Below are 18,060 nucleotides of genomic sequence, written 5' to 3' on the forward strand. Positions count from 1 at the left end.
TCAGCCCTGGTAGGTGATCCCCGCCTGCTGTGCCGGACCGGAGCCGTCCCAGGGGCCGGTGGCCACAGGCGAGCCCACGGCCGAACCGGCGTCCTTGAGGGCGGTGTTCTCGGACTCGAGACGCGCGAGCTTCTGCTCAAGGCTCTCCCGCGGCCCCGGGGCCGCGACAGGAGCAAGAGCAACAGCAGCGGTCGCCGGGGCACTCTGAACCGGAGCCTGCGCTGCCACGGCCGCAGGCGCGGATGTCGGCTGCGGGGCGGGGAAGGACAGGCCGTCCTCGACCTCTGTCGCCACCGGGACCGCGGCAACAGGGGCAAGAGCGACCTGAACGGGGCGTGGTGTCCCGTTGAGCACGATGCCACGTGCAGCCAGCTCGGCCTGGTCGATTCCGCCGGCGCTGTAGTAGCGCGGATCCTCGTGAACGATCACCTGTTCGAGCGCCAGGCCGCGGTTGTTGAAGTTCTTCGGCTTGTAGGTGCGCAGCACGAGCGTGACGTCGAGGCCCTGCGCGAGTTCCTGGCCGGACTCGTCCTGGTCGTAGGTGCCATCACCCTTCGGAGAAGGGATCGCGATGACCGGCAGGGTGCTGCCCTTGGAGTCGATGGAGTAGTTGGCCCCGGTTTCGGGCCGCTTCGGGGAGTCAAAGCGGCGCTCGGAGACGAACTGCTCCTCAAGGGTGGGGTTGTTCGGATCGGCGAACTGGACCTCGGCGTGAGTGATCGTCACGGTGGTGTGCGGCCTGCCGACGGGGGTCATGCCGTTCTTCGTCCTGCGCTCATCGATGGCGACGAGCTCCGCGCCATCGATGAGGCGGGCGAGTACGGAGAAGCCGAGCCTCCCGCGGATGAAGATGTTCTTACCCTCGGCGATCCGGCCGGCGGAGATGGAGTAGTTGGCCATGGCGATGCGGTTCCTTCGTTCGGACTAACGGTCTGACAGTTCAGGAGCTGACTAGCGGCTTATCTGAAACGATTCAAACTGCCATTCAGCCACCTATTACATCAACTTCGATTCGACCATGAGTAGAATGTAGATGTCGGACATGAATGGTTGCTTGCGCTATTCGAAGAGGAGTTGGGGCAGAGATGACAGCTACGATTCAGAGGCCGGTGGGGACCACGTTGAAGCCGTCGGCGCAGACCAGAGCGGCCGCTGGGAGTCGAGTCGGCCCGATGGGCTTCGGCAGCGGGCCCGTCATCGCCGCCAGCGTCATGGTGGGCGGAGCAGCGCTCTTCGCCGGATGGGGCCTGATACAGCTCGCGACGTCCGACGGCGGCTTCATCCAGGCGCTACAGGGCAATCACGCTCCGGTCGAACCATCGGGGAATCCTGGCGAGAAGAACGCCGGAGGCGGCAGCGCCCAGCAGCCGGGCGAGGGCGGCATGGGGAGGCATGAGGAGAGTGGGGCGAGTCGGAATCCAGCGCCCGGTCGCGGCGACGAGGACAAACCCAACGGATCGGGCGCGCCGGCCAAGGAGAAGTCCGCGCCGAAGGCGAAGCCGTACACCATCGAACCAGGCGATACGCTCACCGCGATCTCGGGGGCGACGGGGGTACCGATCGGCATCCTGGTCGAGTCGAACAAGATCCAGAATCCGAATCTCATCTACGCGGGGGCTTCACTGCTCATCCCTCAGGTGTGACGATCAGGCAGGGCGGAACTGTCGCGGGCCGAGCCTGAATCGATGCCCTGACCGCCACGAGGCGGTCAGGGCATCATCGTCTTCTCAGGCAATGGACTCCACCGCTCCCCCGCGGGCTTGTGTGTCCATCATTCGCGGGCGCAGCCGCACCCCCAGCGACGGCTTGAGGCCGGGGGAAGGTTCTGGATGTCCAACCAGTGATCTATCGGCTCACCCTGTCCGGCGACGCCATCTGCTTCCCCGTGTAGCGTCAGAAACGTGCTCCAGGGCGGGGGTGAGAGCCGCGATCCCAGACTCAGCCGGATCAGACACTGGACAGCGCGGCCGGGGCTTCCCCTCAGGAGCCTGCCAGGGTGTGGGCTCGCGGCGGTAGCGCCAGTGCAGTTGCTGTGGAACTGGCCGTGAGGTCGTCCACGCCCAGCGGTCTACTCATGGCTGCAGCTCCTGGAAGTCGACGGTGTTGAGACGAACTGCGTGGCCTCGTATGGTTCGCCTCACGGTGCCACCCGGGACCGGCGTGAGCCGGTTCATAGCATGTCCCCCACTAAGCACCCGGCCTTGGTTCGACACCCGGATCAGCTGTGCTGATCCCCCTGTTGCGGGTGTACGGCACTGCAACAGCGTCAGAGACCAGACGTCCCCGCCCGCCGTCTGGCCGGCGGGGACGTCTGAGATACGAGGTTGTTTCCTCTCACGCCGCATCAGTGTCGCCGGACTCACCCCGGCCAAACAGGAATCCGCGGACCCCGCCGCTCTTCACCATGTCCCGCAGATGCGCCAGGAACACCGCGCGCTGCGTGGCCCGGCGATCAGCCAAGGGCTCGTACTCGCGCAGTACCTTCAGATTGACGACCCAGCCGTTCTCACGAGAGATGGCCTGGTCAAGCCGAGAGTCCGGTACGACATCCATGCCGGTGAAGTCGTGGTCGAACTCGGACGCGATGTCGAGGTGCTGATTCGGCTCGTCGATGTAGAGCGTGTCGACGCCGACCTGCTGGCCGGACTTGTCGAATGCCATGATGAACGCACGGTCTGCCCTCGTGGTGTTGTCGATGTGAACCGCAGCAACGTTCGTGTCACGGATGAAGTTCGTCTGCCCTAAGCGCTCGTACACACGGGTACGAGCCTCATGAATCCACATGATGCGCCGGGCTTCATTGAAGCCTTTGAACTCGTCAGAATCGGACGCTTCTGGGTGAGGAGGGATCATCGGTGTGCTTCTCCATATGCAAGATCAGAAAGGTTTGCAATGCCCCGGGAGGCACTGGACGCCACCTGCCTCTAAGCAGCTAATGGCCTGCGCTGGAGATCCGTCGACAGTTTGAGTGTGGGCTCCCCTTCTCCTGGTCTCCCGGTGCGCCGTCGTGGTCCCGCGTTGCGGCCGTCGCTGCTGTCCGACGAGGAGCGGGCCGTGTTGACGCGGAGGTCCCGCAGGGCTTCGTCCGCCCAGGCGTTGGCGCTGCGAGCCCGGATCGTGCTCGCCTGTGACGGTTCGGACGTGGCGTCGATCATCGGCGTGGAACGAGGACCCCAGGCCGTTCACCTGAACCAAGACCGCCGACGAGATCCTCAACTCCCTCGCCCGATTCTGCCGACGGATCTCCGGCGCACGGCACTGACCTTGAGTCAGTGGGTGGCCAAATCATGGACGAACCGGAACCGCAGCGACCGCAAGCCGCGTTCGAGTACGTCCTCACCACCGTGCCGAAGGCCCGCAGTGCCACTTCAACGACCGCTGCAGCAGCGGCTTTCTCAGCCACGCGAGGCATCCAGCACATCCTCTTTCGGTAGGCCGTAGCCATCCGTCCTCCCCCGTCGAACTTCCGAACTGCTAACCCTGGCCTGGTACACCAACGGTTTGTGAAACGCAGCCTGTGTGAAGCAGCGGGCTGGCGGCGGCCGTTCGACCTGACTGCGGGTTACCCAACTGCGCTGCAACTGCGGCAGGTTAGACATACTCAGGGGTTGCGCACAGAGAATGCAAGGTACAAGGTAGGCAGTGTCCACAGTTTGCAGAAAGTGTCGGAGGGAGAGTTCGTGGCCCGCGAAAGGTCTGGTCGGACCGTCGCGCACCTGGTTCTCGCCACCCGGCTGAAAACCCTGCGAGAGGCAGCAGGGATGACCAGAGGGGAGGCCGCTGAGGCGCTCGGGGCTCACGCGGCAACCGTTCGCCGTATCGAACTGGCCGAGACCTCTCTGGACGAGGGTCAAGTTCACACTCTTCTGCGGGCATACGGAGCAGGGCACGCGGAGATCGAAGAGGTCCTTGGGCAGCTCGCCAGGGCGAACCTTCCGGGCTGGTGGCACCCCTGGCGCTCGGTCATGGACCCCTGGCAACTCGACCTGATGAGCGTGGAGTCTGCGACGAGTATCGTCCGAGTCTGGGAGCCGGCTCTCATCCCTGCCCTGTTGCGCACCCAGGCCTACGCCCGCGCGATTGACGACGTTCGTCGGCCGGACCTCTCCCAGGAGGCCAGGGATCAGCGAGCCTTTCTGCTGATGGAACGGCAAAGACGGCTGCGGGAACGCAACACACGCCTCTGGGCGCTCATGTCCGCCGCCGCGCTGAACACCGAGGTCGGTGACGCCAAGGTAATGAACGACCAACGGCTCGCACTCCGCGCTGCCGTCGAACGCATGAATGTGACCTTGCAGATCCACCCCCTCGACGGGCCCCTGCATGTCATGACCGGGATGCCGACCGTGACCCTCTACCGCGTGGATGTTCCCGAGATTCCAGATCATGTGGTCAGAGAAGGTGGACTGCCTGGGACCGCTGAAGTCTCCTGCACACTAGATACTGTGACGGCTTATCACATACTGCTCGATCATGCGTGCCTTATCGCACCTCATCCAGACAAGTCAAAGGAAGCGCTGCTCTCATGACAGAACCAACACGGCTGTCCCCGCAGATCGACACGTCCGTCCCTCACTCCGCCCGGGTCTGGAACTACTGGCTAGGCGGCAAGGACCACTACCCCGCCGACCAGACCGCCGGCGACGCCTACAGCAGCAAGTACCCCCTGATCGTCCCCTTCGCCGGGGAATCACGGGACTTTCTGCGTCGCACCACAACCTTCTTGGCCAGGGATGCCGGTCTCAGGCAGTTCATAGACCTCGGTGCAGGGCTTCCCACCTCCAACAACACGCACGAAGTCGTCCAGCGGATCGACCCCACCAGCAGGGTTGTCTACGTCGACCACGACCCAATCGTCCTGTTGCACGTTCATGCGCTGCTCACCAGCACGCCCGAAGGTGCCACTGCCTACGTCGAGGCGGACATGCGCGACACCGAAAGGGTACTGAGCGGGGCAGCCAAGACTCTGGACATGACCCAGCCGATCGGCCTCGTCATCAGCGACGTGCTCGGCCACATCGTCGAGTGGGATGAGGCCTGCGGTCTGGTCAAGCGCCTGGTCGACCGCCTTCCCTCGGGCAGTTACCTCGCTCTGAGCCACTCCACGGCCGCCGATGCAGCACACCAGGTCGTGCAGGACAATTACAACAGTTCGGGCGCCATCCCGTACCTGCTACGCGAGCCGTCTGTTGCAATCGAGCTGTTCGAAGGTACCGAACTGGTGGAGCCAGGCTTCACCAGTTGGCCGCGATGGCGTCCGGATGCCAACACCGGGACTCTCACCGACCGCGCCGGATGGGGAGGGGTGGCACTGATCCCGTGAACACGAGCAGCCCGGAGTCCGTCGCACCCGAGGCAAGTCGGTACCAGGTGATGCGACGACTAATTCGTGCGGCAGCCCATTCCGATGCTCAGCTGATCGCTGAGGCGGCAGCCCTCGTCGGCGACTCGGCCGTACTGGTAGACCTCATGGGCGACGTCATCTGTAGCACCCCCCACGCTGCCGGGCCCGAGGGGGTGCGAGCCGCCGCGCACCCCCGATCGCTCCCCCACCTCACCGTCCGCAGGACCACCGACGCGGTACTCGTCGTCGGCCCCGGCCCGACGGCTACGACGGCTCGCGTCGACCTCATCGCACAGACCTGTGTTGATCTCTTGCGCATGCAGACGCGCGTCCACCGAGCCGAAGAAACCCTTCGCGCCGAACAGCGCCTTCACGGCGCCGCACTGCATCTCTTCCTCAGCGACCAGGCGGTACTGGCCCTCAAGGTCCTAGGCCGCGTCGGCGTCAGATACGCCACTGTGAGCCGTTTCGCTGGCATCACCATTCAAGACGCTCATCAGACCTTGTGGCGAACAGCGCAGGCCAGTACGCCGCAGGGCACCCCTCGCGCGCTGGTCTGCGTGGAAGGCTCCGATCTGGTAATCGTCCTTCTGCACAGGTGCAGGCCTGACACCCACAAGGTCCTTGCTCGCCTCAGCGCGATAGCCGAGCGGCATCATCTGGCCGGCGGTGTGTCAGACCCGGTCCCTCTGGACATGATCGCCACAGCGTGGTCCGACGCCGGGATCGCACGTCTCAACGTGAATGCGGGGCAGATCATCTCCGCAACAAGGATGGGAGCCAAGGGTCTTCTCCAGTTCGTCCCCACGCATCGGCTGAGCTCGTGGTCAGCAGCCATCCTCCAACCCTTGGGCCATGACCAGCGTCGGACTCTGGAGGCATACTTGCGGTCTGGCTCAGTACAAATAGCAGCCTCAGCGATTGACGTTTCTGAGGGGACGGTGCGCGGCCGACTACGGGGGATCAGCAGCGCACTGGCCCTCGAACTGGACAACGCCACTGTTCAGGCGCAGCTACTCCTCGCCGTGCGAGCGCCTACGGCTTCCATCAAGCCTCGCCCAACCAGACGTCTAGTCACCCACCCGCCTTTACCGATGGAACTCCTAAGTCCCGACGACGCCTACCGGTGGGCAGCTGATGTGCTGGAACCCCTGAATACTCCGCTCCGCATCGCACTTCGCTGCTGGCTCAAACACCGCGGCCGCACAGCCCCTGCCGCCTCCGAACTGAGACTGAGCAGAAGCACACTTACTGAGTGGCTCTCCAAGATCGAAGACACCCTACACGTGGACCTGAAGTCCGCAGCCGTACGAGCGGAGCTCCACTTAGCTGCCGAGACGATCGCAACGCCCGAGGACACACCCCGATTCCTCCCCCGCCGGGGCGGTAGAACCTACCGAAATCAGGGGTCCTCCTGACATCTCCTAACGAAACCTCTGCATCGAGGTAGGTCACGATGCCGGACTGGGCTCCCAGGACGAGCCCGAGCACTATTCGACAGCCGGAAAGGATGCGGAGGCAGAAGTGGACTCGGCAGCCTCGCACTGGCGCCTGAGTTCGGACAGCGGGAGCGGGTAGGCAATACCATTGCGTCGTTGCCTGAGCATCGACACCGGCTTACCCAACAGGTCTCGCATGCCCTGCTCTTGGGCCTCAGCGAGCGCGAAACCCTCCGGCTGGACCTTCAGGGTGAGCTTCCACTGCTTCTGGCCGGCCCGAACGCACAGCCCGCCGCAATTGTTGTGCCCATAGCCAAGCTCGTACAGGCGAGGCGGCTCGATTCCGTGCCACCGCGCAAGGTCCATGAGCCGGGCCTTGGACTCCTCTTTACTCAGCTCCGGCTCCCACCGGTTGCACAGCGGGAACCGGACCTGCCACGGCTTCCAATTCCGTGCAATGGCACGAGCGCGTGCCCGGTCGCGCTTGGTCTTTTCGATGCCGATGTAGACAAGGGAATCGCTGACAGGGGCGTACGACCTCATCCACTTCCGGCACGGCATCTGCTTCAAGTACTTCGTGCAGGGTGCAACCCTGTCGTTGCCGAGGAATCGCTTGTCTCGGAACAGCTCCCACGGATTTCGGCCATCGGCGACCTTCGTCAACGGCACTCCGAGCAGGCGGGACGTTTCGTCGGCGAAGCGCCAGAGATCCGGGCATTCGGCTCGTGTGTCCGCAATCAGCAGGGTCATGCCTCTCGTACCGTGCTTCTCCGCAACGCGGAGGGCGGCGCCGAAGCTGCCGAGGCCTCCACTGAACTGAACGACGTGCTGCGTCATGTGTTGTTCCTGTTTTCGGGGCAAGTGTTCGGCGGCACCCAGCCGGCGCGACCCGGGCCGCGCCGGTCAGCTCGTGGACCAGCCCGGTAGGGCCTCCAGACGGCTGCGGCGGCCCCTCGGGCTGCCTGGCCTCCCGGATCAAGTTCTTCTGCTGGAGCGTCCATCGGTAGATGCCAATTCCGTTGATCGTCTTGTCAAAGGGCACCTTCGCGATTGATCTCCCCCGCATGACGTAGAAAGGTGCTCTGTTCCTTCGTGTCAATGGCCAGAGCCATCGACAGGGCCTGCTCGCGGGAGGCTGTCAGGGGTCTGGTTAGAGGCCGCAGCGCGCCCCGGCTGACGCATTGACGGGTCCCGTCAGTGTCTTGTTCGGGGCTTCGGTGATCAGCGTCGCTGTCACGTCCAGCCGGTGGCAGCGGAGCGTCTCGTCAGGGACATCACCAGACCCCAGGAACATCCCTGACGAGACTCCGCGGCAGCAGTGGGGAAGCCTGTCGATGCACGAACCCCCGGCCTGTTCCGGAGTCAGTTCCGCACCCGGGTCGGCTTTGCCGACCCAAACCCCGAGGTCAACGCCCATAGGGCAAGCGGGGGATGGTCTGACCGGCAGGCCGGCCGATGACGCCGCCCGGGTCCCAGAGTGGATAGGCTCGACGCGCTACCCGCTGGAGCACCTCACCTGCCGACAGCCGCCCACCACCTAAACCGACCACGGAGGTGCCGCGTGAACGCCCGCCTTCTACCGCTCGGCGACGAGACGGCGTCACGAGCCTGGACGCCCGCCGTCGTGAAGCCGGAGCACCTGCGGGCACTGACCCCGCTCGTCGCCGACCGAGCCGGGAAGCTGACCGTCGTCACCCCGAACACCGCGGCGGACGGCTATCTCGGGGGCGAGCGGCGAGTCTCAGTCGAGACGCTGCTGGCGGATCTGAACGGTCATCTCCGGTCCGGGCGGAGTCTGCTGCCGGCTGAGGAAACACCCTCGAAGGCTCTGCCCGGACCGATCTGCGATCGTCCTGGCAGTACGGCCGGCTGACGACGTCTGGAGTGTCGTCAGCCTGGCGAGCGACAGTGTGCCGTCGGTTCCCCGGCAGCCGTGCGGCGGCGAGGAGCCGTGTCCGTGGCGGCGTGATGCTCCGCCCGGCCAGTTCCCGGCTGCGGCCTGCGAGCTGAGCGCCGCCACCAGCCGTGCTGGCTCCACGCGCCGGTTCGGCTGCCACTCCTCCACCCCTGACCGTCCCCGGGTATGCGCGGGGTGGCTGCTCCGCGGCGCCGAGGGCAACGCCGAAGTGCAGGCGCTGATGGCCACCGGACAGATCACCCGCCCTGAGCTGCCGGACGGGGTCGAGCTGTACGATTCCTACGCCGAGATGGCCGCCGTCAATGGCGTCGCCACGGAGCAGGCCACGGCCGACCTCGTGCCGCTGCAGCGCTTCGTCGACGACCACTGCTTCGCGGAGGAGTGCAGGACTATGGGGTGGATCGACGCGCTGACCGCAGAGCTGAAACGGTCGATGCCGCCCGGCGCCCTGCTGGGCTTGGTCCTCGACTGCGACGGCACCGTCCTGGAGCTGGAGCTGCTCCGCGCCTCGATCGGTCACCGCGGCCAGGGGCACGCTGCCCGGATCCTGGGCCGGATCTGTGCCGAGGCCGACGCCCGCGAGCTGACCGTGGTGTACACGCCCACCGACGAGTTCGGTGCCGACCGGCATCGTCTCGAACATCTCTACGGCCGCCACGGCTTCGCCCCGGCCACCCCTGGGGACCAGCTGACCAAGCACTCGTGGCAACGTCCGCCCACACGCCCCCGTCCGCCCGATGGAGTCGCCGTGGACACGGTACGCCGACTGCGCGCGGGACTGGACTTCTACCGCCCACTGGCATCCGACACTTCCCGCGACTGGCACTACCCCACCTTCGCGGATCTGATCCTCGCGCACGGCCGCCTGTACGCCCCGGCTCCCTGGCCCGGCGGCCCCCAGCGTCCGGGCCAGTGCTTCGCCGCCGCGCACGCCCTCGCCGACCGCAAGGGCTGGACCTACTGCGAAGGTTTCGCCCTCGTACCCTCGTCCGCCGGCCATGTTCCGCACGGCGCGACCGAGCACGCCTGGTGCCTCACCAACGACGGTCGGGTGGCCGACCCCGCTCTGCCCGACGGCTACGCCACTCTGTACTGGGGCCTGCCGCTGGCCGAGGCGTTCCGCGCCGAGCACCGCCAGGGCCGCGGCGACGACGCCGTCCTGACCTACGGCGCCAACCCCTTCCGGGCCCAACTCAATGAGGTCCTGCGCACCGAACTGCCCGTCACCGCCCTGGCTCCTGCCCAACCCACCGCCTCGCAGACCCGCTGGGAGGCATGACCATGCTCGCGACCGCCGAACGTATCCACCCCAGGGGCGCTCTCGGCACGGTGGAGATTCTCTGGCACCGGCCGGCCGACCCTGACGCGTGCGACGGCGACTGCGACTGCGACTACCACCCCGTCGCCTGCGGAGAGCCGGGTATCAACGTGCCCGGCGGCATCACCGACGTACCCGAGAACATCACGGCACCCGGACAGCGCTGGTGCACCGCCTGCCTGGCGGACCAGGGCCCCTTCGCGCCCCACAGCGGCATGGCCAGGCTCTCGTCCGACCGCGTTCCCACCGATGCTTAGTTCGCCCCCTCCGGCCAATCGCCGGTCGTCACCCGCGACGAGACTGGCGCTGAGCGCAGCGCGGCGGCCAAGGAGACCCGAAACGTCCGGGTGCACGGCGGCCGCGTCGACCACGCCGCCCGCGAGCAACAGCTCGGCCAGTGGCGGATGGTGTGCGGCAGCCTGCCGGTCAATCCCCGCGACGTCGAGCGTGCCCTGTGCGGCATCCCCTGCCGAGGCTGCGCCCGCGCGCTGAGCCGAACCGCCGACCCAGCCGTTGCTTCCGCCCGGGCCCACTCCGCCGCCGTGCAGCACTCCCGGCCGACCGCCACCGACCTCGTGTACGAAGAGAACCGCGTCATGACCTCGACCGACCTCTCCCCCGACACCGGGCGGCGGGCGCCGTCCGTACGCTGCCGTGGCGAGCCGGACATACTCAGCCCTTCCGGCGCGCGGATCTCAGCCTCGGCCTTTTCAGCGCACTCGCGCTGTTCATCGGTGTAGGTCTCCAGCATGGCGGCGAGTCTGATCACGCAGTCGGTGTGGTCGTACACCCTCGTCAGATGCCGCCGGTGATGGTATCGGTTATGGCCGGTCCAGGAAGGGTTCGGCCGTGGTCATCAGTCTCCGTTCAGGGCGCGGGCCAGCGCGAGGGCCCAGGGGTTGATGACGCCTTCGTCGTCGCCGTCGGCTTGGTCGTCGAGGAGTTCGGCGAGGGCTCGGCAGGTCTTGGGACTCATGAGGGCGGCGAGTTCTCCGGAGGGTCCGCCGAGGCCGTTGCGGACGCCGTTGGCGTACCAATTGAGCCGGTCGGTGAGGGTGGATCGCCAGGCGGGGTTGGTGTCGATGTCGGCTTCGGCGGCATCTGTGTGCTGACGGAGCGTCTGGGCGGAAGCCCGGAGTTCGTCGGCGGGAGTAGTCATCGGGTGTGCTCCGGGGTTGGCGTGAGCGTCCAGGGCGGCGCGGACGGCGGTGACGGTGAGGGGTCCACCGGCGCCGTACCCGAGGGCGTCGGTTTCGTTGGCGAGGGTGCGCACAGCGTTGAGGGCAGCCCCAGCTCGCTCGGCACGCTGCTTCTCCTCGCGCCACTGGCGGTTGCGGAGGCGGATCTGCGCCCACAGGTTCTGAATCTGGGTGGGATCGGCGCCGCTCGCACGGAGGCCACGGCGGAGAACGTGGAGTTCGGTCTCGGCGATCCTGGCCCGGCTGCGCTGCTTCTTAGCGCTCCGCGCGGCTTTCTCGGAGCGCTTGCCGATGAGCCTGATGAGGTGCGCTGCTGCGGTGACCGCCTCTTCGGCATCCTGCTCGGCCTCCTCGACGCGCGTCCGCAGTTGATCCACCTCGGCAGCGGGGTGGACGTGGGGTTCGGCGGCGGGCGGCGTGAGGTCGTCGCGGAGTGCCTGGACCCGCTCGGGTTCCAGCTCCAGCCAGTACGGCTGACGATTGGGCCCGGAGAGGCAGACGATGATGGTGTCGTCGTCGCCGCGGAGGACGTCGCCGTCACCCCAGCGGAGCGGGACCGGGTCGTCGAGGGTGCTCGGGTCCAGCCCACCGGCGGCCTGAGCGGTGGCCTGACGGGCAGCTCGGTCGTGGTGCCCCTCGACGATGGCCGGCCTGAGCGTCTCCTCGGTGGTGCGTAGGATGCCCAGGAAGGCGTGGGTTGCGGCGAAGGATTCAGGGCCGATCTTGAGGTCGTCGATGAGGTCGGATATCTCGTTGTCGTAGATCTCGACGTGGATGCGGCGCTGGCCGTCGATGCTGTTCACGTAGATGCGGTCCATGGTGGGTCTCCGGGGTCTGGGGGCCGCCCGGGCGACGGGGCGACCTACAAGGGACGAAAGTCAGATCGACCATCTGCCGCAGGTCTGCAGCCGCGGCGACGAGGAAGTCCGCGTCCGGCAGGTCACCCAGCGCCCGGGAGATGATCCGGAGCGTATGGATCTCGTTGCCACCGCAGTGGTTCAGGTCGGTCATGGTGTTCAGCTCCTGGCGTTGGGCCCGCCCCGTGGCCGATCAGGGGGCGGGGCTGGGGGCTGGTCCAGCCGCTGCCGACGAGTGTCACCCGTAGTCGGTCGCGGATCGAGGTGTCGAGGCGGTGATCGTCTTCATCAGGAGGTCTTCTTCTTGATCACGCATGCTTGGTGAACGGTCGCCGCAGCGACGGGCCGGCTGTGGGGTCACAACCGGGCCGTCCGTCGTCGGGTGAGTGTGAGTTAGACCCTCTCGGCAGCCCAGAGATCGTTGAGGTCCTCGCGAATCTCTTCCTCCAGGGCGGCGAGAAGCGCCTGTTCGGCGTTGAGGTCCCCGGAAACGGCCTTGATGAGGTCGTCCTGGAGCTGCTGCTTACAGGCAAGCACCGAGGGCATCCGCTCGTCCTGCGTGCCCTTGGCGATGAGCCGGTGGATGGTCACCGGCTTCGTCTGGCCAGTGCGGAAGAGCCGTCCGTTGGTCTGCAGGTAGTGCTCAAGCGAGAACGGCAGCGTGAACCAGATCATCGTCGAGCCGCCGTGCTGCAGGTTCAGGCCGTGCCCGGCTGCGGCAGGGTGGAGCAGCATCACTGGGATCTCCTTGGCGTTCCACCGGCGGACCATGTCGCGCGAGCCGTCGAAAGCCTGCGCGTCGACCCCGGCCTTCCGAAGCCGCGTGAGCAGTTGCTCCTTGTCGGACTTGAAGTGATAGGCGATGAGCACGGGCTCCCCGCCGTTGTTCCGCACCAAGTACTCGGCCATCTCGATCTTCTTGTCGTGGATGACCTCGTATCGACCCCTCGTGGTCGGGTCGTCAGGATCCGCGGTGTAGAGCGTGCCCGAGGCGAACTGCATCAGCTTGCTCGCCAGCACCCCCTGGTTCACGGCAACGATCGATTCGACGCTCTGCGTCAACTTCCCATCGCCGCCGTTGTAGGTCTGCACGATGTCCAGGACCAGGTCGCGCTTGAAGTCCTTGTAGGCCCGAAGCAGATCCGGCGGGAGGGTGACATTGACGTCCTGGATGCTGAGCGCCGGGAGCTGCAGGCTCGTGTTCTGCGCGCTCATCACCAAGTGCGAGATGGCCTCATGGATCTCGGCCTCGGCGCTGGCCGTGGGGATCCACTTCGCCGGGATCGTGGTGCCCGGCACCATCTTCGGGGTGAACCAGCGATCGCGGAACGCGGTGACGTTCTGGCCCAGCGTCCGGCCCTGGTCGAGCAGGTAGACCTGGCTCCACAAGTCATGGAGACCGTTGGGGCTCGGCGTTCCGGTCAGCTCGATGAGCCGGGTCATGGCCGGCCGCACCGACGCCAGGGCCAGGAAGCGGCGCGAGTCATGCGACTTGAAGCCCTGCGACTCATCGATGATGACCGTCTGGAAGGGCCAGATGATGGTGTCCTGGCCGTTGACTTTCTGGACCAGCAGCTGGTCGACCAGACCGAAGCGGCACTGAACACAGCCTCCGCCGGCACAGGAACGGCAGTCATAGACCCCCCACGTCACCAGAGCCGACTTGACCAGCTCCTGAATCCAGGCGCGGATCTGCGCCCTGGCAGGGCCTCGGTCGTTGCCGCTGCCGATGATCAGAGCGCGGTACTCGTCGATCAGTTCGTCGCGGCCCAGTGGTCCCTGTGCCTGGAGCAGACCCAGGATCGCCGTCGCCTCCGGTGAGATGGCCGGGGCAGGCACTGCTCCCGGCACCGGCGTGAGCAGCTTCGTCTCCTGGGACGGCTGAGTCAGCAGCTCCTGATTGATGAAGTACATCGTCGGTGGATCGATGGCAACCTCCCGGAAGCGCTCCAGGCGCTTGGCCTTGGAGAGCTTTCTGTCGTTCTCGTCGACGATGAGCGACTTCGTCCGTATGGGAAACCCCCACTTCTCGATCTCGTCGATCCAGGTGGAGCGGGCGATCGCCACGGGCGCCACGACGAGGATGTGCCCCATCGGTCGAACCGTCTGCAGGACACTCAGAGTCGTGAGCGTCTTGCCGGCCCCGACGCCGAGCCACGCGCCGGCGAAGGGGTGGTCGACGAGGAAGTCGTGGATCTGCTGCTGATGCGGCATCAGTGCGATCGGGGATGCCGCGGTAGACGTATTCATGCTGCTTGTCCTGACTGTTCTTCCAGTGGTGGTTGGGCTTGTTCGTGTCGTGGCGGAGCTTCGACGGCCGCTCGGGAGCCAGTGCCCACCCTGGATGCTCACGACCTCGGGCAGCACCTCTGCGGTAGCCGACGGCAGACCACCAGCAGCCCGCCTGGAGGCCAGCGCAAAGCGCTGGCTACGGGGGTAGGTGGCAGCCGGGCTTCAGCCACAGTTGCTGATCACGCGAGATGCTCAGTACTGAGCATCTGAGAACGGACATCTCGTGGTCATGAAGAACTGTCTGCCGGCATTCCAGCGGACGCGGTCGAGCCGTACAGGTCGCAGTTCAAAGTGACGATCAGGTCGGCCGCTGTCGAACTCGGGATCAATCCGGAGACACTGCGGAGCCGGGTGAGGCTGCCGGAGCCAGCCGTCCCTGGGGACGCCGGACACAGGAGCCGGCCCTGCCGTCGGCCCGCCGGAAGCGGCGAATGCGGCTCCGCGGAAGCAGGTCTGCGAGCGGGAGGAGAAGCGCGAGATCCTGCGGAAGGCAGCGAAGTATCTTGCCGGGAGCCGCTGCCAGTGCGTCGCCGACCTCAGAGCCGCTACGGCGCGATGCGGCCGTGCAGCATTCTCGGAGTCAGCCAGCCGCGCTTCCGCTACCTGTGCCCGTCAGCCCGGATACGGACGGTGCACCAGGACTCGGACGGCACTCGTGGAGCGCCCCAGACGGCCCCGGCCGCCGCTCGGGCGGCCGGGGCCGAGCACTGCGAGACGAACGGCGAAGCGGTCAGCGACATCGTGCGCGGACTTCGTCCGGCGCCATGGCCGCGGCAATCCGCGCCCACAGCAGGCTCGTCGAATCGATCACGCACACCGACTACAAAGCCCAGTACACAGACAGGACATTCATGGACGCCCTCAAGTCAGCAGGGGTAGGATTCAGGGTCAAGATCCACGTGGTTCCTCGTCGCCGTATGACGTTTGGACAGTCCTGTGTACTGGCGTCGTCATGCACTGGCCTCATTGGCAAGCCGATCCGCTTCTTCCCGTAGGCTTTCGGCCTGGGCCAGGATGCGGCGATCTTGCACTGTCCGAGGCCCGGCGGTGATCGGTGGAACCCTTCCCGTGAGCCGGTCGGCGGCCGCCCGGAGCTTCTCGGGATCGCACATGTTCAGTTGCCAGTCCGGGTCGGCGCGGCTGCCGGGCAGAGGCCCATTCAGGCTGCAGTTCTGGCATTGAAGGTGACCCCTAACGGGGCTCCAGCCACACGAGCAGTCTGGATCTCGGTAGGGATTCACATCTCTCCTTGTTGCGTTCAGCGGAATCAGCGTCGTGCCCAGCGAGGGCAGGGTTAGCTGTGGCGGACCAGCATCGGTCAAGGCCCGGTCGAGGCCGTGCCTTGGTCCGAACAGGCAGGCTCGTCAGGGGATTTCGATGCCGGCAGTTGCAGCGATCGTGCACGCCTGGGGTTCCCTGACCCGGTGGGAGATCAGGCGCATGCGGCGTGCCGCTCACCCGTCGTACGTGAGATAGGCGTACCAGGTTGGGCGGTCGCCCTCTGCTGAACCAGGCCTCGCGGCGAGGGCGGGGCGGCCCGCCAGGGTGAGGTTGCGTGCTACCACGCGGAGTTCTGACAGCACCATGGTGTAATGGATGTCGCGTAGCGCTGCCGCGAGGACATCCTCACCCTCGCGGGGGGCCGTCCATTGGTTACTCGTGGTGACCGCGCTCCCCGGCGGGGTGACCTGGATTGCGGTGGCTCCCATGCGCAGGGATTGGCCGGGCATGATCGCCACGTCTTCTCTACACATGGGGAGATACGCCGGAATCAGCGGGGCATCCGGGACTTGACCGGCCTCAACGTGGGCCGGACCGGTATAGGTGAGCCACAGAACGACCGCCCCGTTCCCGTCGGGCCCGCGATCTTCTTCGTGCGGCAGGTGCTGGTCGCGCCGGTGCGGGGGGTACACCTGGACCGACTGATAGGTATACCACTCATCAACTTCGTGGATGGCTAGCGTGGCGAGGGCGTAGTGAGCCATGGCCAGGGCGAGAGACAAGATCGTATCGTCGCTGGCTCCTCTGGCGCAGGCGGCGATGAGCTGGTCGTCTTCCCAGTAGGCAAAGCCGCGGAATAGGTGCGGCGGGCCCTGGGGGTCGTCCACATCCGGCATCAGGAAGCTGACCCGGGGGGTGAAGGCGGATGCGTGACCGCTGGCCTCGGTCCAGATCAGGGTGACACCGCGGTGCTCGTAGCGGATCGTGCTGAGGAGCCGTGCGAGGTGCTGGCCGTGGACGGCGACGGCGTCCTCGCGGCAGGGCCTGCACATCGACTCTTCGCAGGTGAGACCGGATTGGCCGCACAGGCAGCGTTCCATGTCCCGGATCATGGGCGGGAGGTAGGGGACGAGTGTCGGCAGGGTCGGGCCCACGAGCGGTGTGGCGCCGTGTGGGGTTACTCTGAGCTGGGACATCGACTTCTTCCTTCGACTGGTTCAGCGCCAGCGTGCGGGCTGCACGACGGTGGCCTGTCGTGCAGCCCGCACGGCGCGAACGCACGATCGATAGGTTCATTTGAGTGCGCTGTGCGCTTCCCGCCGCGATGGCTCCTCGGCCGGGGTGGTGGTGTCGGCTTCCAGGAGCTTGAAAGCTTCCCGCAGGGCGGCGAGTTTGGCGGCGCGCGCGAGACTGTCGGTGACGTACTGGGAAAGGCGGGTCAGGTCGCCGGTGGGGGCGCGCGGCGTCCGGGGTTCGGCGGCCAGGAACGCAGCCAGGTCGGCGACGCGCTGGATCTCGACCCGGTACTACTCCTCCTCGCGGGCAATGAGGCTGGCGAGAAACGCGGCGGTGGTGATCATCAGCTTCCCCGGGTGTTCAGGGCGGCGGCCTGGTGGCAGTCACGGCATGTGGTAAGCCAGAAGCAACATCGTCAGTGAGGGTCCGACTGTACGCGGGGCCAACGCCGAGCGGCGTTGGCCTGCTCTGTCTTCTGAACGGTGGTTCCGACCTTGCTGAGGAGTCGGTGATCTGTCCGATCGATGGCTGAGCGATCTCCGTCGAAGGGCAGGGCACGGTGCAGATAGAGGGTACCGAGCCCTCAGTCATCAATGAGAGCCGCCGCCCGAAAGGGGGCCCGGTGACGATCCGCTCAGTCGGATCAAGGTGTTCGCCAGCGATGGCGAGGAGCCACAAGGCGCGGATCAGGCCGTCGCCCGGGGATTCGTAACTCTCTCAGCCGCTACCTGGCGTCGATGCCCACCGGCCTACGCCGACTGGATCTCGCCACGCTCCTTCTCCAGCATGGCTCGGAACTTCCTTCTCAACTCGTTCAGTTGCTCGGCATTCAAGTACTTGATGAGCTCGTATACAAGCTGCTGGCAGAGTTCCCGGCCGCTGGCCACTTCCAACAGCGCGACGCAGACATCATCGCCGTCAAAACTGTCGACCTCTACCGACAACGTGAACGCCTTGCCGGGTTCACGTGCAGAGGCTGCCAAATTTGGCTTGCGGATGAGTGGCTTCGCCTTTGTCAGCCAGCTATTGATCTTCCGAGTGACGTCCCAGTCGGCGGAGCGGCTGTCGATGGCCAGGATGAGCTCCGGAATAGCGGCCTCGTTGCCGGTAGCGAGCAGTCGAGCAATGATTTTAGAGTCGACAGACTCGTCGGCGAAGAGCGTTCGGATCACGAGGCCGGGTCTGATGTTGCTGGCGAGATCCTCCACGCGGAACGTCATCTGCATATCGGTGTGC

The 18,060-nt window shown here is 66.1% G+C and carries 16 protein-coding genes; 8 read left to right on the plus strand and 8 right to left on the minus strand.

The window, feature by feature from the left end; all coding sequences use genetic code 11:
- Complete coding sequence (locus BU198_RS25250) at positions 1-900, minus strand: hypothetical protein (protein ID WP_188299160.1); 900 nt, start codon at positions 898-900, stop codon at positions 1-3.
- 272 nt (positions 901-1,172) lie between these two features.
- Between BU198_RS25250 and BU198_RS25255 the strand changes: the two genes are divergently transcribed.
- Positions 1,173-1,643, plus strand: a complete 471-nt coding sequence (locus tag BU198_RS25255; RefSeq protein WP_188299161.1) for a LysM peptidoglycan-binding domain-containing protein — start codon at positions 1,173-1,175, stop codon at positions 1,641-1,643.
- A 691-nt stretch (positions 1,644-2,334) separates the two neighbouring features.
- Here BU198_RS25255 and BU198_RS25260 read toward each other — a convergent pair.
- Complete coding sequence (locus BU198_RS25260; RefSeq protein WP_188299162.1) at positions 2,335-2,853, minus strand: hypothetical protein; 519 nt, start codon at positions 2,851-2,853, stop codon at positions 2,335-2,337.
- A gap of 827 nt (positions 2,854-3,680) precedes the next feature.
- Here BU198_RS25260 and BU198_RS25265 point away from each other — a divergent pair.
- Both BU198_RS25265 and BU198_RS25270 read left to right on the plus strand, forming a co-directional pair.
- Positions 3,681-4,529, plus strand: coding sequence for a helix-turn-helix domain-containing protein (locus BU198_RS25265; protein WP_188299163.1), 849 nt, complete (start codon positions 3,681-3,683; stop codon positions 4,527-4,529).
- On the plus strand, positions 4,526-5,323 hold the full coding sequence (locus BU198_RS25270) for an SAM-dependent methyltransferase (RefSeq protein WP_188299164.1): 798 nt from the start codon (positions 4,526-4,528) through the stop codon (positions 5,321-5,323). Before BU198_RS25265 ends, BU198_RS25270 begins: the two co-directional genes overlap by 4 nt.
- Positions 5,324-5,382: 59 nt before the next feature.
- On the opposite strand, the gene BU198_RS42520 is transcribed toward BU198_RS25270, so the two are convergent.
- Entirely contained in the window at positions 5,383-5,718 is a 336-nt protein-coding gene (locus BU198_RS42520; RefSeq protein ID WP_223244926.1) for a hypothetical protein, read from the minus strand.
- Between the two features lie 399 nt (positions 5,719-6,117).
- Here BU198_RS42520 and BU198_RS42525 point away from each other — a divergent pair, with 399 nt between their 5' ends.
- Positions 6,118-6,762 carry a helix-turn-helix domain-containing protein gene (locus tag BU198_RS42525; protein ID WP_223244923.1) on the plus strand — a complete coding sequence of 215 codons (645 nt, stop codon included), beginning with the start codon at positions 6,118-6,120 and terminating at the stop codon, positions 6,760-6,762.
- 72 nt (positions 6,763-6,834) lie between these two features.
- Here BU198_RS42525 and BU198_RS25280 read toward each other — a convergent pair whose 3' ends face one another.
- Positions 6,835-7,620 carry a hypothetical protein gene (locus tag BU198_RS25280; RefSeq protein WP_188299165.1) on the minus strand — a complete coding sequence of 262 codons (786 nt, stop codon included), beginning with the start codon at positions 7,618-7,620 and terminating at the stop codon, positions 6,835-6,837.
- A 724-nt stretch (positions 7,621-8,344) separates the two neighbouring features.
- On the opposite strand from BU198_RS25280, the gene BU198_RS25285 reads away from it, so the two are divergent.
- The 3 genes from BU198_RS25285 to BU198_RS25295 are packed head-to-tail and all read left to right on the plus strand — an operon-like array spanning position 8,345 to position 10,276.
- The gene (locus BU198_RS25285) at positions 8,345-8,656 is read left to right on the plus strand and encodes a hypothetical protein (RefSeq protein WP_188299166.1); all 312 of its coding nucleotides are present in this window, start codon (positions 8,345-8,347) and stop codon (positions 8,654-8,656) included.
- 37 nt (positions 8,657-8,693) lie between these two features.
- A complete protein-coding gene (locus BU198_RS42530; protein WP_317620314.1) occupies positions 8,694-9,980 on the plus strand; it encodes a DUF6283 family protein in 1,287 nt (428 codons plus the stop codon).
- Positions 9,977-10,276, plus strand: coding sequence for a hypothetical protein (locus BU198_RS25295; protein ID WP_223244912.1), 300 nt, complete (start codon positions 9,977-9,979; stop codon positions 10,274-10,276). The genes BU198_RS42530 and BU198_RS25295 overlap by 4 nt, the downstream gene beginning before the upstream one ends.
- Positions 10,277-10,875: 599 nt before the next feature.
- Here BU198_RS25295 and BU198_RS25300 read toward each other — a convergent pair.
- The 3 genes from BU198_RS25300 to BU198_RS25310 all read right to left on the minus strand — a co-directional run bounded on the left by BU198_RS25300 (position 10,876) and on the right by BU198_RS25310 (position 16,688).
- Entirely contained in the window at positions 10,876-12,036 is a 1,161-nt protein-coding gene (locus BU198_RS25300) for a hypothetical protein (protein ID WP_188299167.1), read from the minus strand.
- Positions 12,037-12,468: 432 nt separating this feature from the next.
- Complete coding sequence (locus tag BU198_RS25305) at positions 12,469-14,325, minus strand: DEAD/DEAH box helicase (RefSeq protein ID WP_188299168.1); 1,857 nt, start codon at positions 14,323-14,325, stop codon at positions 12,469-12,471.
- Positions 14,326-15,821: 1,496 nt separating this feature from the next.
- Positions 15,822-16,688, minus strand: a complete 867-nt coding sequence (locus tag BU198_RS25310) for a hypothetical protein (RefSeq protein WP_188299169.1) — start codon at positions 16,686-16,688, stop codon at positions 15,822-15,824.
- 207 nt (positions 16,689-16,895) lie between these two features.
- Here BU198_RS25310 and BU198_RS25315 point away from each other — a divergent pair, with 207 nt between their 5' ends.
- The gene (locus BU198_RS25315; RefSeq protein ID WP_188299170.1) at positions 16,896-17,246 is read left to right on the plus strand and encodes a hypothetical protein; all 351 of its coding nucleotides are present in this window, start codon (positions 16,896-16,898) and stop codon (positions 17,244-17,246) included.
- A 327-nt stretch (positions 17,247-17,573) separates the two neighbouring features.
- Here BU198_RS25315 and BU198_RS25320 read toward each other — a convergent pair whose 3' ends face one another.
- Positions 17,574-18,050, minus strand: coding sequence for a hypothetical protein (locus BU198_RS25320; RefSeq protein WP_188299171.1), 477 nt, complete (start codon positions 18,048-18,050; stop codon positions 17,574-17,576).
- Positions 18,051-18,060 lie beyond the last annotated feature (10 nt).

This window comes from Streptomyces sp. CBMA156 (assembly GCF_014596515.1).
GTDB lineage: Bacteria > Actinomycetota > Actinomycetes > Streptomycetales > Streptomycetaceae > Kitasatospora.